Annotated in this window: 15 protein-coding genes; 13 read left to right on the plus strand and 2 right to left on the minus strand. The window is 41.3% G+C overall.

The features are described 5' to 3' along the window. Nucleotides 1-51: 51 nt before the first annotated feature. The gene (locus QZ995_RS16845; RefSeq protein WP_301809035.1) at nt 52-1,431 is read right to left on the minus strand and encodes a class II fumarate hydratase; all 1,380 of its coding nucleotides are present in this window, start codon (nt 1,429-1,431) and stop codon (nt 52-54) included. A gap of 184 nt (nt 1,432-1,615) precedes the next feature. Between QZ995_RS16845 and QZ995_RS16850 the strand changes: the two genes are divergently transcribed. The 8 genes from QZ995_RS16850 (at nt 1,616) to QZ995_RS16885 (ending at nt 8,898) form a co-directional block, all read left to right on the plus strand. After that, nucleotides 1,616-2,845 carry a D-alanyl-D-alanine carboxypeptidase family protein gene (locus tag QZ995_RS16850; protein ID WP_301809037.1) on the plus strand — a complete coding sequence of 410 codons (1,230 nt, stop codon included), beginning with the start codon at nt 1,616-1,618 and terminating at the stop codon, nt 2,843-2,845. Nucleotides 2,846-2,993: 148 nt separating this feature from the next. Continuing rightward, nucleotides 2,994-3,830: a protein phosphatase 2C domain-containing protein gene (locus tag QZ995_RS16855; protein ID WP_301809039.1), complete on the plus strand. Its 837-nt coding sequence runs from the start codon at nt 2,994-2,996 to the stop codon at nt 3,828-3,830. Nucleotides 3,831-3,881: 51 nt separating this feature from the next. Beyond that, complete coding sequence (gene yfcE, locus QZ995_RS16860; protein WP_301809040.1) at nt 3,882-4,433, plus strand: phosphodiesterase; 552 nt, start codon at nt 3,882-3,884, stop codon at nt 4,431-4,433. A 55-nt stretch (nt 4,434-4,488) separates the two neighbouring features. Then, a complete protein-coding gene (locus QZ995_RS16865) occupies nt 4,489-4,794 on the plus strand; it encodes an ArsR/SmtB family transcription factor (RefSeq protein ID WP_301809207.1) in 306 nt (101 codons plus the stop codon). Nucleotides 4,795-4,911: 117 nt separating this feature from the next. Then, the gene (locus QZ995_RS16870; protein ID WP_301809042.1) at nt 4,912-5,937 is read left to right on the plus strand and encodes an LLM class flavin-dependent oxidoreductase; all 1,026 of its coding nucleotides are present in this window, start codon (nt 4,912-4,914) and stop codon (nt 5,935-5,937) included. 48 nt (nt 5,938-5,985) lie between these two features. Beyond that, nucleotides 5,986-7,002, plus strand: a complete 1,017-nt coding sequence (gene namA, locus QZ995_RS16875) for an NADPH dehydrogenase NamA (protein WP_301809043.1) — start codon at nt 5,986-5,988, stop codon at nt 7,000-7,002. 258 nt (nt 7,003-7,260) lie between these two features. Continuing rightward, complete coding sequence (locus QZ995_RS16880; RefSeq protein WP_301809044.1) at nt 7,261-7,926, plus strand: GntR family transcriptional regulator; 666 nt, start codon at nt 7,261-7,263, stop codon at nt 7,924-7,926. Nucleotides 7,927-7,971: 45 nt separating this feature from the next. After that, entirely contained in the window at nt 7,972-8,898 is a 927-nt protein-coding gene (locus tag QZ995_RS16885) for a DMT family transporter (protein WP_301809046.1), read from the plus strand. A 207-nt stretch (nt 8,899-9,105) separates the two neighbouring features. Here the strand turns inward: QZ995_RS16885 and QZ995_RS16890 are convergent, their stop codons facing one another. Further along, a complete protein-coding gene (locus QZ995_RS16890; protein ID WP_301809048.1) occupies nt 9,106-10,212 on the minus strand; it encodes an Ada metal-binding domain-containing protein in 1,107 nt (368 codons plus the stop codon). Between the two features lie 155 nt (nt 10,213-10,367). Between QZ995_RS16890 and QZ995_RS16895 the strand changes: the two genes are divergently transcribed. From QZ995_RS16895 to QZ995_RS16915, 5 genes are all read left to right on the plus strand, one after another. Next, entirely contained in the window at nt 10,368-10,988 is a 621-nt protein-coding gene (locus QZ995_RS16895) for a bifunctional transcriptional activator/DNA repair enzyme AdaA (protein ID WP_301809050.1), read from the plus strand. Further along, nucleotides 10,972-11,520: a methylated-DNA--[protein]-cysteine S-methyltransferase gene (locus tag QZ995_RS16900; RefSeq protein WP_301809051.1), complete on the plus strand. Its 549-nt coding sequence runs from the start codon at nt 10,972-10,974 to the stop codon at nt 11,518-11,520. Before QZ995_RS16895 ends, QZ995_RS16900 begins: the two co-directional genes overlap by 17 nt. Continuing rightward, the gene (locus QZ995_RS16905) at nt 11,513-12,226 is read left to right on the plus strand and encodes a 2OG-Fe(II) oxygenase (protein ID WP_301809052.1); all 714 of its coding nucleotides are present in this window, start codon (nt 11,513-11,515) and stop codon (nt 12,224-12,226) included. Before QZ995_RS16900 ends, QZ995_RS16905 begins: the two co-directional genes overlap by 8 nt. Before the next feature lie 56 nt (nt 12,227-12,282). Then, nucleotides 12,283-13,104, plus strand: a complete 822-nt coding sequence (locus QZ995_RS16910) for an SPL family radical SAM protein (protein WP_301809054.1) — start codon at nt 12,283-12,285, stop codon at nt 13,102-13,104. Nucleotides 13,105-13,545: 441 nt separating this feature from the next. After that, nucleotides 13,546-16,830 carry a collagenase gene (locus tag QZ995_RS16915; RefSeq protein WP_301809056.1) on the plus strand — a complete coding sequence of 1,095 codons (3,285 nt, stop codon included), beginning with the start codon at nt 13,546-13,548 and terminating at the stop codon, nt 16,828-16,830. Nucleotides 16,831-16,961: the final 131 nt, after the last annotated feature.

The raw sequence follows: 16,961 nt of genomic DNA on the forward strand, positions 1-16,961 counted from the left end.
CAATATTACTTAGATTAAATGTTTGTCGATACACTACCGGTTAGGTTCGGTTTAGACGAGCCGTTCAGGGTTTAATAACTCATTGATTTCGGTTGTTGTCAGTTCGGTGTCTCTCGCAACAATTTCTCTGACCGTTTTGTTCTCTTGATAAGCAGTCTTGGCAATTTTGGCGGCTTTCTCATAGCCCATTACAGGATTAAGAGATGTTGCAAGCGCCGTACTCTGCTCAACATAATACTCACAACGCTCTGCATTAGCTTGTAGTCCTTCTATACATTTTGCGCGGAAAACTTCCATTGCGTTCGTCAAAATTTGGATGGAATGTAACAGGTTATATGCAATAACTGGCATCATAACATTAATCTCCAATTGAGCACCCATCGTAGCCGCTGTGATTGTGGCATCGTTGCCAATTACTTGGGCACAAACCATATACATCATCTCAGCCATCACAGGATTGACTTTGCCGGGCATAATAGATGATCCAGGCTGAACAGCAGGCAGGATCAACTCGCCAAGTCCGGTGCGTGGCCCTGAACCAAGTAGGCGTAGGTCGCTTGAGATTTTTAATAGATGAATAGCGAGCTCCTTAACAGCATGGCTTGCTTGAATTGCTCCTAAGGTATTTTGCATAAAAGCGAACCGATCACGCGGCTTTTTAAACGGTAGGTCTGTTCGAAGCACAATCTCGCGTAATGTTCGATCAGCGTACTCAGGATGAGCGTTAATCCCGGTACCTACCGCATTCCCCCCGATGCCAATCACGTATAGCTCCAACAGAGCATGTCGAATACTTTTTTCAGCCGATACGAGTGCTGCTGCATAGCCACCAAATTCCTGCCCGAGTCGAATTGGAACAGCATCCTGTAAATGGGTTCGGCCTGATTTGATTATGGGATCGAATTGACTGGCCTTCTGTTTTAGAGCGTAATGAAGCCGCTGAAGAGATGGAAGCAATTCTTTTTTTATCATCTCGACGGCACTAATATTGATGGCGACATGTATCGTGTCATTCGTTGATTGTGCCATATTCACATGATCGTTAGGATGGACAAGTGTGAAGTCTCCTTTTTGACCGCCTAATATTTCAATCGCGCGGTTTGCGATAACCTCATTTGCATTCATATTTTGAGAGGTTCCCGCGCCAGCTTGATAGACATCTACTACAAATTGATCGTCCCATTTGCCATCAATCACTTCTTCTGCGGCTGTTACAATAGCGCGAGAAATACGTTCGGGTAAATTCCCCACCTCTGAATTTGCAACAGCTGCAGAGGCCTTGATGATTCCTTGTGCTTTAATAAAAGCTCGTGGCAAACGAAGCCCGCTAATGGGGAAGTTATGGATAGCGCGTGTGGTTTGCGCATCGTAGTATACAGATCGTGGGATATATACCTCACCTAATGTGTCTTTGCTGATGCGTTCGTCCATTTGTAACACCCTTTCCATAAAAAAATATGTTAATAATGACAAGCCAGAAATGCCGTTAATACAACATTTTTACCCATTTTCCCCAGCATGTTATCGATAAAATGTCCAAAATTGCACTTGTTCAATGCCTTTTCCATTTGATAGAGTGGTGAGGTAACTTGTTCGTAGAAAGGATTTTACAAGCATGAAAAAATGGATGAAAACGTTCTTGGCAATCGGTATTTCTCTGATTACGTTTGGAATTCAGCCAAGTTACGCTGCGCAGCCACCAGCCCTGCCGCTTGAAGAAATAAAAGGGGAGGGTGCCATTCTCATGGATGGCTCGTCAGGAACCGTGCTATTTGAGAAAAATCCCCAGCAGTATTTATTTCCTGCTAGTATTACCAAAATCGCCACTGCTATTTATGCTATTGAGAACGGAAATCTTAATGATATAGCCACCGTTTCGAATAAGGCGAGAACGGTAGAAGGTTCTCGTGTCTATCTAGCAGAGGGTGAACAAGTATCCATGCGGAATCTACTCTTTGGGTTGATTTTAAATTCAGGTAATGATGCTGCCATTGTGATTGCCGAGCATATGGCTGGTTCCACAGAAGCTTTTGCTGAAAAAGTGAATGCATATTTAAAAGAAAAAGTGGGAGTGAAAAATACTCATTTTACAAATCCACATGGGTTGCATGATGAGAATCACTACACAACAGCTGCTGACATGGCTAAGATTGCGCAGTATGCTATGAAAAATCCCCTCTTACGTGAAATTGCCGGTACCAAACGTTACGAATGGCACCAAAAAGAGTGGGATACCGTGTTGGTCAATCATAATAAAATGCTAACTACTTATGAGGGAACGACAGGTTTAAAAAATGGCTTCACGGATCAAGCACGAAATACTTTGGTGGTTACAGCTAAACGCGGTGATACAGAATTGATCGCCGTTACCATGAAGGCACCGTCTAATGTGGTTAGCTATCAGGATGTCCACAAAATGCTTGATTTTGGCTTTGCGCATTATGAATCGAAAAAGATCGTAAAAGCAGGACAGTATCTGGTGTACCAACCCCAGAATGAGACAGAGAAAGCAGCAAACTTTTATACGGATAAGGATTTATTCGTCACGGTTCCCAAACAGACTACATACGAACAAAAGCTACTTAGCAACGGGGACCTTGTATTGACTTTATCCAACGGAGAAGAGAGAAGGCTACATCTGCAACCTGAAGTACTCCCGACGGCCGTGTCTACTTCAGAGGAGGGCGTACAAGCTCCTGTTCATAATCCAATTGCTCTTTATGGTGTTGTCGTATTCTGGGCGTTCCTTAACCTGTTTTTCATCCTTTTCTTCATTCGTTTATTACGCGCGAAACGGCGTACGAGGCGTGCGAATAATGTGGTGCTGAGAAAACGAGCGAACTAAAAATAAGTAAGCACTTTGAGCGATAGATGCGACAGAACAATCGGACAGGCCGGTTGTTCTTTTTTTGCGGAAAAAAGTTATAATAAAAAAATAAGTATGATTATTTAAAATAAAACAGATGCATAGAAAAATGCAGGAGGGTACTATAATGAGAATGGAAACGTTTACTAGCAAGGGTATCGGCTATTTAAACGAAGATGCGTTAATTGTTCATCCAACCCTCCCTCTATATGGTGTGGTTGATGGTGTTACTTCATTACATGGATACATGAATGATCTTAAACAGACCGATGGATACTTGGCTTCAACAACCATTGCTCGTTATTTTACACAGATACATCGTCTTATCCCGCTACCGGAACACATATCGACTGCTAATTTACTCATTCGCCTACATATGCAGGAGGCGGGAATTGATCTTTCCTCCAAACAGAAACTATGGGGAGCCGCAGTTGGAATCGTGACAATCGAGAAGCACGGCATATCTTATGCTCAGACGGGAGATTGCATGATTTTTGCTGTCTATGAAAATGACAATGTACGTATATTAACTCGTCCACAAGTGGAAGTACTGGAAGAACGCACATTGCGAAAATGGCAGGAGGGTATTGAGCATGGTTTACTATCTCGCACAGAATTAAGCCTGTTCATTCGAGATTTGATTATACAAAATCGTGAATTGCAAAATGAACCGCATGGCTACGGCGTACTAAACGGAGAGGAACAAGCCACAGAATATGTGGAATATGGCAGAATAAATCGTGCAGGAGTAAAGAATGTGGTCATCATTACGGACGGATTGTTTTGGCCATTAGCCAATCAGGAAAAGCAGGATTGGTCATGGATGGTTCATAAAATACTAGAGATGGGACTAAAAGACTATGCAAAAGCCTTAACAAAGCTAGAAGAAAGCGATCCAGAATGTATGAAATACCCAAGATTTAAAACGTCTGATGACAAAACGGGTATTATTCTTACACTATAAGCGAAGGTTGGTATAATAGGGAATGAATCAAATGAAAAGGTGGTAATCAGCATGAAGTTATTTTTTCTCTCAGACATCCACGGTTCTTTGACCTATGTGAAAGCAGCCCTAGAAGCATTTGAAAGAGAACAAGCAACCCATATCATCCTGGCAGGAGATGTGATGTATCATGGACCGCGCAATGCTTTGCCAGATGGATACAATCCTTCTGAAGTAGCCAATCTACTGAACCGGTATGCTGCCAGCATTGTAGCTGTGCGCGGAAATTGTGATTCAGAAGTAGATCAAATGCTCCTTCATTTCCCGATTATGAGTGATTCTCATACGATAATTATGGATAAACGGCGTATTTTTGTGACACATGGACATATTTATCATGAGGATCATCATCCAGCATTATCGGCTGGAGATGTGTTAATCCACGGTCATACACATATCCCGATGGCCAAGAAAAAAGGAGAGCTGTTCATATTAAATCCTGGTTCTGTAGCTATTCCTAAAGAGAATCATCCGCATACATATGGAGTGATCGAGGGTGATCAGTTCTTGATTAAAAGGTTGAATGGAGAAGTGTATATGGAGATTTCACTTATCCAGAACTGATTTGAAAATGAATGTTGTTATTGACATATCGGAAAATATCGATATAATTATCCTTATGGATTATGTTATGATTTTTAAAGCTTTATCAAATGAAACCAGATTGCAAATGTTACATTGGTTAAAGGAGCCAGAGCTGCACTTTTCCCCATCTTCCTGTAATTATGAGAATTTTCCGGGGGGAATCTGTGTAGGACAAATTCAAGAAAAAGCAGGTCTTTCTCAATCAACCACGTCACAATATCTAGCGATTATGCAGAGAGCAGGCTTATTAGAAGCTAGACGCTTTGGCCAATGGACGTATTACCGCAGAAATGAGGAAATGTTGCAGAAGCTGGCTACATATTTCCGAGAGGAGTTGTAAAAGAAGAGTGGAACACCGTTTCATTTTTCTTTTTTAAACTCACATCGAAAATTCCCGATATGCCGATTTAAAATAGTGTAGTGTTTACACATGAAGTATTTTCAAAAGGAGAGACCCATGAAAATTAGTGTACTGGATCAATCGTATGTAATAGAAGGGGGAACCCCAGAGCTAGCTTTGGAGCAAACGACTGAGCTAGCGCAGTACGTAGATGAAATTGGGTATCACAGGTATTGGGTGTCTGAGCATCATCATTCCGAAGCACTGGCTGGTTCTTCACCAGAAGTTCTGATCGCTTATTTAGCGGCAAAGACGAAAAGAATCCGTGTCGGGTCGGGGGGTGTCATGCTTCCGCATTACAGCGCATATAAAGTGGCAGAAAATTTTAATGTTTTAAGTGCTTTGGCTCCAGGCCGTATTGACGTAGGAATTGGTCGGGCGCCAGGGGGAATGCCGATTTCAACTAGAGCTTTACAGGATTTACAGGCCCGCGATATTGATACCTTTCCAAAGCAAGTCCAGCATCTGATTAGCTATATTGATGACAAATGGAGTGTAAAGCAGCCTTTCCCAGGATTGAAAGCTACGCCAGTCCCATCGCATAAGCCTGAAATCTGGATGCTTGGATCTAGTGACAATAGCGGTATTGTAGCTGGGCAATTGGGATTGCCGTATGCATTTGCTCATTTTATCAATTCCCAACCAGGGGCGATGGATCAGGCTATCGGCCATTATCTACGTACATTTCAAGCATCATCCCGTCTTATGCAACCGAAAATGCTTGCTGCCATGAAAATTATTGTGGCGGATACGGATGAGGAGGCGAATGAACTTGCTCTAAGCGCGCTACATCTTACGCATTTATTGTATAGAGGGCGGTTGCAACCACTTGCTAGCCCAAAGACGGTGAGTACCCATCCCTATACAGCAAATGAATTAGCCGAGATAGAAGCAATGAAGCATACTATCCTGATCGGATCTGTAAAAACCATTGCTCTCAAAATCAGAGCGCTACAAGAGCGATATCCGATTGAAGAATTGATGGCCGTTTCTCCTATTTATGATATAAATGCCCGTAAACGATCCTATGCTTTATTACAGCAGGCCGTTGCTGATGCCGATACGGGTAAAACATACCGCTAAAAAATCATTCAAATATATGCAAAAAAACAAAATCGAGGAGGAAGCAAGATGACTGTTAAATTATTTCAACCCTATCAATTAAAAGAGGTTACATTGAAAAACCGGATTGTCATGGCTCCTATGTGCATGTATTCTGCAACTGAAAAGGACGGAAAAGCTACTGAATTTCATATTACGCACTATGCAACGCGCGCAGTTGGACAGGTAGGTCTTATAATCGTGGAAGCAACTGCTGTTGAAGCACAGGGACGGATTTCGGAATTTGACCTGGGGATATGGAATGATGACCACATAGCTGGATTACATAAAATTGTCGAGCAAGCACATCAGTATGGAGCTAAAATAGGGATTCAATTAGCCCATGCTGGGCGTAAAGCAGAGGTTCCCGGTTCCATCTTTGGACCATCGGCTATTGCATTTGATGAGAGTAGCCGTGTTCCAGAAGAAATGTCTGTTGAAAAAATCAAACAGACAATAGAAGCATTTAAGCAAGGTGCAGCGAGAGCTAAGCAAGCGGGTTTTGATGTCATTGAAATTCATGCGGCTCACGGATATTTATTGCATGAATTTTTATCCCCGCTCTCTAATCAACGAACAGACGAATATGGGGGCTCTCAGGAAAATAGATACCGCATGTTATCTAAAGTAATAACAGAGGTGAAAAGTGTTTGGGAAGGGCCATTGATGGTGCGTGTCTCCGCTACCGATTATACAGAAGGAGGATTGACTATCGAGGATCACGTACAATTCGCAGCTTGGATGAGAGACCAGGGAGTGGACCTCATTGACGTTAGCTCGGGTGCACTCGTACGGGCAGCTATTCATGTGTATCCAGGCTATCAAGTAAAATTATCAGAACAGATAAAAGAAGAGGCGAACATCCCAACTGGTGCTGTAGGTTTGATTACCTCTCCGCTACAAGCCGAGGAGATTTTACAAAATAATCGTGCAGATTTAATCATATTAGGCCGCGAGCTGTTGCGAAATCCATACTGGGCCAGGGGTGCGGCAGATGAATTACAAGTAGAGATTGAGGCACCTAGACAGTATCAAAGGGGCTGGTAAGCTAAAATTGTGACCACATCAATTTCTTGCAAGATTTAAATAGATTAACCATGAGAAGCTAGTAATCCTTTTAGCATATAGGATTCTAGCTTTTTTTGTAAAATGATTCCTAAAAAGTCTGTGCTAGTTTGAGAATGTTTAGAAAACGAGCAATTAGTTTGACCTTATAGATAAAATGTTATAAGTTATAGTATATATATGAAATATATTTCTGATAATTTAAATAAAACCTAAAATACTTTATAAAGAGGGGTTCCTATGCCAATTCCTAAGAATTACACTTCTTCTATTCGGTTAACTGCAAAAGAAAAAGCCTTTCGTCAGCTGCAAAGCTGGATTATCGACGGAACCTTAGAGCCTGGAGAGAAGCTATACGATGCTGAAATTGCAGAGGCGATCGGGGTGAGCAGGACTCCTGTGAGGGAAGCCTTTCAGCTACTAGAGGTCCAAGGCTTTATTGAGACATATCGAGGACGCGATACAAGAGTTACTACTGTTTCAAAAGAAGATGTACAGACAATGTATTTACCACTTGCTTCACTTCAAGCATTAGCGGCCAAATTAGCTGCGACTGCGATTACAGAAGAGCAAATTGCCATATTAAACGAGCTCAATGCCAGTTATAAACAAGCAATCTACGATAAAGATGTACCAAGAATTGTAGAAATGGATAGCCAATTTCATACAAGTATTTTAGAAATTGTCGACAATCCATATATCATAAATTTTACATCTGTTCTTCAGTTACATATTCAACGCTTAGAATATATCTTCTTCAAGCAACAGCACATTCCAAAGGAAGAGTCTATTGATGAACATGAGAGAATCGTACAAGCTTTTGTCCAAAAAAATGGAAAACTTGCCGCAGAGATTATGGAACAAAATTGGCTGCGTCCTATGAAAGAAGTATATCAGCTGATGTAATGATATAAATAATCCTGAAGATGAACAGATGAGTGAGGAGACCATATGAAAACTGAAAAGATTGTATTGTCGAGAAAAATCGGAGTTACCCTCGTACTAACAGGAGCTATGCTGTGGGGGATATCCGGCACCGTTGCTCAATATTTGTTTCAGCAACAAGGCTTTAGTCCCGAATGGTTAGTTGTTATACGTCTACTACTGTCAGGTATTATTCTATTAGGAGTTGCCTATAGAAAAGAGAAACAAAATGTCTGGGGAATTTGGAAAAACAACAAAGAGCGACTAAGTCTTATCTTATTTGGTATCCTAGGGATGTTAGCTGTTCAATATACTTATTTTGCAGCTATTAAGCATGGAAATGCTGCGACAGCTACTATCCTTCAATATTTGGCACCTGTGATGATTACATGCTATGTAGCGATCCGTTTGAAAAGTTTTCCCGCTTTAAAAGAATTGCTAGCTGTCGTTCTGGCTCTGTTGGGAACATTTTTACTGGTTACACATGGAAGCATCAATAGCCTCTCTATTTCTGGATTAGCATTATTCTGGGGGATATCCTCGGCAGTAGCATTGGCTTTTTATACATTACATCCACATAAGCTTCTTGCTAAATGGGGGGCAGCTATCGTAGTAGGCTGGGCGATGCTAATAGGGGGTATCGGCTTTAGTTTTGTTCATCCCCCTTGGAGGCTGGAGGGACAATGGTCGATTTCTTCCACTTTAGCCGTAATTTTTATTGTACTATTTGGAACACTGATTGCCTTTTACTGTTATTTGGAGAGTCTTAAGTACCTTAGTGCTCCCGAAACCAGTTTATTAGCTTGTGTAGAGCCTGTTTCTGCCGCCGTCCTATCAGTGATTTGGCTACAGGTACCCTTTGGTTTAACGGATTGGTTGGGCACCCTGTGTATTCTTATTACCATTGCCATCCTGTCCTTGGGTGGGCATAAGGAAACAGTTAAGACAAATTAGCTCCTCCAACTTATCGAAATGAAAAATAAATGGAGCAATACAGAAAAAGGCCGGTATCCCGTTATGGAATACCGGTGTTTTTATGAATAAAAAAGAAAAAGTTGTTCCCTGCAGGGGCAAATTACAATTCCGCAACACCTACATTTTTGACTTCTCTAAGCTATAACGTTGAGGAACAGTTCATCTTAGACGGCTAAACAGCTATGATTAATAGAGAAATCTCCACAAATAAAAGGTGGCATAGGCTTCCCAATTTGTCCATGTCGCAGAAAGTTTTAAAATTTCTGCTTTCGTGGGCTTTTGTGGAGTGCCCTGAAGATATTTAATCGCATTGTGTAAACCTACATCATCTATTGGAAAAGCGGAGGGCATCCTCAGGCAACGCATTAAAACGTAATTAGCAGTCCATGGTCCAATGCCGCGGATTTTGACAAGCATGTTTTCCGCTCTTTTATAATCTCCGCAGTTCCCTAATTGCTCTTTAGTTAGTTTACCGTCCACCATAAGCTGAGCTACGCCAATCAGATACTCACATTTTTTAGCTGTCATTTGTAATCCCCTCAAGTCTTCCATTGTCAAAGCGGCAATATCATGCGAGGAGGGGAATATCCAATACGTTTCGCCATCACATTCAATGCTTCGGCCAAAGGCTTCCACCAGTCGTCTTTTCAACGTATATGCGAAGGGCAGATTGATTTGCTGCCCGATAATTCCCCAGCAGATTGCTTCGAACAGATCAGGAATTCCAATATTTCGTAGGCCAGTAAAAGTAGTAACTGCTCTTTGTAGCAATGCATCTGATTTAGCCAAATCGTAAAAAGGGCGCAAGTCTGTATCCAAATCAAACCAATCTCTTACATAACGGGCTACTTCTGCTCGTATCCATTTGCCGGATGGCATTGTAGTTCCTAGAAAGCGAATATGTAACATGTTATCCTGATCTGAGCGTATTTCTACTACAGGTGTTTCCTCTTCAATGGGAATGGCTCTGTAAATTCGTTGGTTCTTACAATAGAATAAGCATTCATTAGGCTCTTTAGACAAATATTTCATATTTTCGTTAAAGCTGAATTCCTTTGGCACAACAAGTGTTAGCTCACTCTGTTTATCCGTCCATGCGCCTATAGGAAGAGTGGAACAGCATTTTTTACAAGGCCGGTATCCTGCCTGTTCAGCATTCGCTCGCGATTGAAATCGAATCGTGTTTTCTGGATGAAACCTTTCCGTACACCATGGGAAACAATATATCTTCTCTATTTTTTTACCAGTGAAATAAGGAGCATCCCACTTTGAATAACTTGTTGTTTTTTCCATAAAAGTTTCCTCCATTTCATGCAATACAAGCACACAAGCACACTACTAGTTTTAACATAAATGACTTCTATAAAATTTCACTATCTTGCCATTACAATCCTAAAATCGTACATAGGTTCGTTCTGGAGGGTATACTGTGGATGGAGGTGAACCAGATGAGAGATAGCCAAAGGCAAGGAGAGAAGCACCATTATCTAACCGATGAAAAGTGGCAGGCGATCATTCATAACGATGCATCGTACAATGATACATTTTTTTATGCGGTGAAAACTACAGGTATCTTTTGCAGACCTTCTTGTAGGTCTAGAGAGCCTAAAAAGGACAATGTTCGTATATTTTTTACCGCAGAAGAGGCGCTGTCAGAAAATTTTCGGCCTTGTAAGCGGTGCAAGCCAACAGGACAACGTTTGCCTGATGTTGAATGGGTGACACAGATTACGGATTATATCAATAAGAATTACAGTGAGGTATTGACGCTAGAACTTTTAGCAGATATATGTCATGGAAGTCCTTATCATATGCATCGAACATTTAAACGCATTAAGGGGATGACCCCAATCGAATATATTCAACAGACGAGAATAAATAAAGCCATGGATTATCTCATTCAATCTGATAAGACGATTACGGATATCGCAATGACGGTGGGGATGCCCAACACACCGTACTTCATCACTTTGTTTAAGAAAATAACAGGACAGACGCCTAAAAAATTTCGTCAGTTACATAAGAATACACAAGACATGGAGGTGTTGCAAAGTGACAGCAAAAAGTAAACAGACAATTTACTATTCAAGGCTGGTCCACTCGGAATGGAACCTCTACATTGCTGCAACAGCGGCGGGACTTTGTTATGTAGGTTCGCAAAATCAATCTTTTGAGGAATTGGAAAATTGGGTAAGGAATCGGTTTCCGAAAGGTGAATTGGTGCTTGATAATGAAAAATTACAAGGGTATGCAGCAGAATTGGTTGAGTATTTTCAAGGCACACGTAAAGAGTTCTCTATCGACTTTGATTTATTTGGTACGCCCTTTCAGCTTGCTGTGTGGAATGCCCTTTGTGAAATACCATATGGGCAAACCCGGTCTTATTCCGATATTGCGCATCGAATACAAAAACCAGATGCAGTACGGGCTGTTGGCACAGCAATTGGTGCTAATCCCGTTTTAATTACGGTTCCCTGCCATCGGGTGATTGGGAAAAATGGTTCATTAACGGGCTATCGGGGTGGATTGGAAATGAAAACCAAGCTTCTGCGCTTTGAAAAGGAAACTGATTTGAGAAAGGAGAGTAAGCAATATGCCTGATTGCCTCACAGAACGGATCGCCGCCATAGATTGGAATAAAGTGCAACAGACGATGGATGAGCAGGGCTATGCTACAATTCCAGCTTTCTTGGCTAAGAAGGAATGTAACGAAATAGTGAACATGTATGAAAAAGAAGAGTATTTTCGGAATACGATTGATATGGCTAGATTTCGATTCGGCATCGGGGAGTATAAATATTATCAAGCTCCCCTTCCAGATTTGTTGCAACAGCTTCGGGAAGGCTTCTATCCTGAATTGGCGAAAACGGCTAACCGATGGCTGAAGCAGCTTGATCATGAGGAATGCTATCCACCTTCGCTCTCAGAATTTCTCACTGAATGCCATCAGCAGGGGCAGACAAAATCAACACCCTTACTCCTTAAATACGAAGCCGGAGGATACAATTGTCTGCATCAGGACTTGTATGGAGATGTCTACTTTCCACTTCAAGTAGTATTCGCGCTCTCCCAAAGAGAGATAGATTATACGGGCGGCGAGTTTTTGCTGCTGGAACAACGGCCAAGGGCGCAAAGTCGAGGGCATGTGATAACCCTAGAACAAGGGTCAGGACTAATTTTTCCTGCTAATTATCGTCCGGCACTAGGTTCACGCGGGTATTATAAGATCAAGATACGGCATGGTGTCAGCACGATTACTTCCGGTACAAGATATACGCTCGGTATTATTTTCCATGATGCAAAGTGATTTACACCTAACAAATATACTAAAACAAGCTAATATGCAGCAAAGGAGCGAGTGAGATGAAGAGTGAGTTTTTTTATAAATATCCCAAAACACTGCTAAATAAAGGGACAGGTTTTCTTTCCGATTACACTCATTCGTTGAATCCTTATACTGGTTGTTCCTTTGGATGTTCCTATTGCTATGTACAACAAATGCCTGTCTCACTATTTCGTAAGGAGGAATGGGGAACCTGGGTGGACATCAAACAGGAAGCGGCGGATGTATTACGCAAGGAGCTCAGAAGGGAAAAAAGCAAAGGGAAGGTAACGATATTCATGTCATCGAGCACAGATCCTTACCAACCAATTGAACATAAGGAAAAGGTGACAAGATCTCTTTTGGAGACGATGCTGGAGAACCCACCTGATTTTTTATTTATCCAAACCCGCAGTCCTCTTGTTAGTCGGGACATTGATTTATTACTACGCATGGAGAAAAAGGTGCGAGTAAGCATGACCATAGAGACGGATCGAGAGGATATCCGTAAGCATTTTACACCTCATGCACCACCTATTCCTGCCAGATTAAAGGCACTTCAGCTTTTAGCAGATGCAGGCGTACCCACCCAGGCAACCATTGCACCACTATTGCCCATCAGCGAAGAATTCCCTGATAAGCTCCGAACGCTGGTTGATCGCATCTGTATCGATGATTATTTTACGGGGGACGGTAGTGGAGGAAGACGAACTAGGAATCTGGGGATCGACTTGCACTATCATAAGCTAAATGTAATCGAATGGTATCATCCCTCTGCCTATCAAATAGTTTATGATCGATTTAGACGTGTTTTTTCCACTGATCAGGTATTCATAAGCCAGAAGGGATTTGCTCCTTACTGAAAAATCCAAACGATTAGCAGCATGTAGCGTCCTGTGAGGGAGGCTATTTTTTTTTTGTAACAAATGAATATTCAAATGGAGTGCCGCTCGAAATACTCCTAAATAGTTTCAGAAATTGATGTCATAACTGGTAAATATTCTGTAATGCAGGTTCCCTTTCATATATTTTGGAAGTTTTTAGGGTAGTAATCGTGTCTTGAAGAATATGAGAGCAATTTTTTATTAACATTGTTAGCAAAAAATCATACATAAACCTTTGTTTATTTTTAGAATTTTCAATAAACATATTATCCGAAACAATTAATTGGTTAACAATATTCTATATTTGGACACAAATTAGATAAAAATAGGCATTAGGTAATATTTCCAGTTCTGGTTTTTTTGCCGATACTATTGTATGGAAATAAAATTCCAATTAAAAAAAGGAGTCGATTAGAAGAGATGAATTACAAGTGGCTAAGTATGATGACGGCAAGTGCAGTTTTACTCTCCAATGGTGCATTATGGCTACCTACACCTGCCAATGCAGCAACAAACACAGTAAACAAATCTGTATTTTCACTAAGCAAGCAGCCTCCTTTACCTCAGTTCAAAACAGGTGCAGGGGTACTCGGAGCTGAGGTGACTCCACTGGGAGAAGAGGAGCTTCATGCGGAAACTTTTTCCCAGCTAGAGAAAAAAAGCAAGCGAGCTAAACGACAAGCCCTTCAAGCAAATCATGCTGAACAAAAAACGTACAGTATGTCATACTTAAATAGACTTAGCTATGAAGAGCTAGTAGAAGTTCTACGTAAGATAGAATGGAAGGATATCCCTGATTTATTCAAATTTAATTCAGATTCAGTTGAATTCTATTCAGACCGCGATCGGGTTCAGGCTGTTATTAATGCCCTTCAGGACAGTGGCAGGTCCTTTACTGATCATGATGCACGCGGAATTTCGACATTGGTAGAGGTTTTACGATCAGGTTATTATCTGGGCTACTACCATAATGAGTTAAAATACCTTGACCAGCCAGATTATAAGAAAAAGGTACTGCCTGCTGTTAAGATCATTATGGCAAACAAGTATTTTGCATGGGGAACTAAGACACAACAGGAAGTTATCGGTGCTACGGGGAAACTTATCTCAAATACTACGGTAGATGTTGAGATCATAACAAATTTTACGGGTCTAGTTTCAGACTTTATTGATCATTTTGATGAGTATGGAAAAGATCGAGATATGAGCAGTTCCTTTTATTCTGTAATTCAAGGGATTGGGTACGTGCTCATGTGGCAAGTGCGTGAACCAGAGGATCAAAAAGCGTTTAATGGAAGAATTGATGAATACTTGGAACAAATGTTCCGCATCGCCCACAAGGATCGGGCATCTAGTGATCTTTCGTGGCTAGTTAGCAACGGTTTGTACTACACCGGTTCTTTAGGGCATTACCACAGTACCCCGGAGAAAGGTAATCAAATTCTCACGGAAGCAATGAATTTGTATCCAAAGCTTAGCGAATTGTATTTTGTGGCAGCAGAGCAAATTTATTATCACTATGATGAAAAGAATTACTATGGTAACCAAATTGATCTGAAGCAATTAAAAGAAGAAGGGAAAAAGAAATATCTGCCAAATCGCTATGAATTTGATGGAGGAAAATTTATCTTCCGTACAGGGGATCAGCTAACGGAGGAACAGCTACAGCGACTTTATTGGGCTGCGAAAGAAGTAAAAGCTCAATTTCACCGTGTCGTAGGTAATGACCAAGAGCTGGAAAAGGGCAATCCTGATGATGTGCTGTCTGTGGTCATCTACAATAACCCTGATGAATACAGAATGAACAAATCTTTATACGGTTATGAAACGGAAAATGGCGGGATATACATTGAGGGGGATGGGACATTCTTTACCTATGACAGAACCCCAGAGCAAAGCATTTATTCACTAGAGGAATTGTTCCGTCATGAGTTTACCCATTACTTACAAGGCCGGTACGTGGTTCCAGGATTGTTCGGTCGAGGAGAGATGTATCAAAATGGACGCTTGCCTTGGTTTGAAGAAGGCGGGGCAGAATTTTTTGCCGGCGCTACCAGAACAGATGGCATTCATCCACGCAAATCTGTTGTAGGTAACCTAAGATATGATGATCAATCTAGCCGTATGTCTGTGTCAGATACCCTGCATGCTCAATACGGTTCGTGGAATTTTTATAATTATGGATTTGCCATGCAGTATCATTTGTTCCAAAACGATTTTCCAATGATGGATAGCATTCATAACGCTATTATGAAAAACGACGTAGCACAATTTGATCGATATATTGAGCAGTTGAGCAGAGACAAGCGCGTAAATGACGCATATCAACAGACGATTGATGAGCTGGTACAGAATTATGAAAATTGGGATGTGCCACTTGTATCGGATGATTATCTAAAGGAAGTGGAGCCAAAACAGAAAGAAGAAATCTATGCGGAAATGTCTGAAGTTACAGGCTTGCGTGACGTAGAGACCGCAGAGCACGGATCAGAATTTTTCAATACCTTCACCTTACATGGAACCTATATTGGCGACAGATCAGCAGGAGAAGAGCAAGATTGGAAGAAGATGAATCAAGCAACAGATGACTTCTTGAACAAATTAAGTAAAAAGTCTTGGAATGGTTATCGGACTCTAACCGCTTACTTTGTGAATTATAAGGTAACGAAGGATGGCAGATTCTCCTATGATGTAGTGTTCCACGGCAAACTGCCAGAAGGTAGTGATAGCGGAAACCTAGCCCCTGTAGTAGTAATAAATGGTCCGTATACAGGAGCTGTAGGCGAGTCCGTTTCGTTTAGCAGCAAAGGAACACGCGATAAAGACGGAAAGATTATGTCTTACCAATGGGATTTCGGCGATGGCCAGACAAGCCAAGAAGAGAATCCAACACACGTGTATGATGAAGCAGGAACCTACGAGGTGAGCTTGGAGGTAACCGATGATGCTAAACAGAAAGTGACCAAAAAGACAACAGTAACCATTAGTGAAAAAGCTAATAAGCCGTCGGATAACTCTAATGATTCTTTCGAAAATGCTAGCAAATTAAAAGCATTTGGGAAGCAACTAAAGGGTGAGCTGAGCCAAAAGAAACATGAGGATGTATTTTATTTTGATGTGAAAAAAACAGATAACATTGATGTTTCAGTAGAAGTGAAGGATGGAAAAGGAGTGGCGTGGCAATTATTCCACGAGGACGATCTGGAAAATTATATTGCTTATCCAAATCAAGGAGACGGCGATCAGTTAATGGCGACTCTTGAAGCAAAACCAGGACGATATTACCTTTATGTGTATTCAACAACAGAGGAGCCTGTTTCCTACAAGTATCAGGTAAGTCTGGCTGGCGGCTCGAAGGATTTTGAAGAAAGTGAGCCTAACAATCGATTCGAAGACGCGAATGGTCCATTGCCGCTAGGTGAACCTGTTAAAGGAATACTAGATGAAGACGACAATGCAGATGTTTACCGTTTTGAACTGAAAAAAGAGAGTGATTTAGAAATTATTCTGAAGCATACGACAAAAGAGGGAATTAACTGGTTGCTCTACCATGAGGATGACTTGAAGAACCCCGTTTCGTATCCAGTAGAGATTGACAAGGGAAGAATGAGCGCTACTTATACAGCCGAACCTGGTCTATACTATCTGTATGTCTATAAATATCAAGATGAGGTAATCCCATATACCATTTTGATAAATAAGTAGGATTATAAAGAAGTAAGAAGCAATTATACTCATAATTATGCACCCCTTACAGTAATCATAGATATCCTTTCTACGGATATCGAACGTGTGGCTGTAAGGGGTTTTAACGTTTATCAAGCAGTGAGGAGACT

Origin of the sequence: Brevibacillus laterosporus, from assembly GCF_030489605.1 — a bacterium.
GTDB lineage: Bacteria > Bacillota > Bacilli > Brevibacillales > Brevibacillaceae > Brevibacillus_B > Brevibacillus_B laterosporus_E.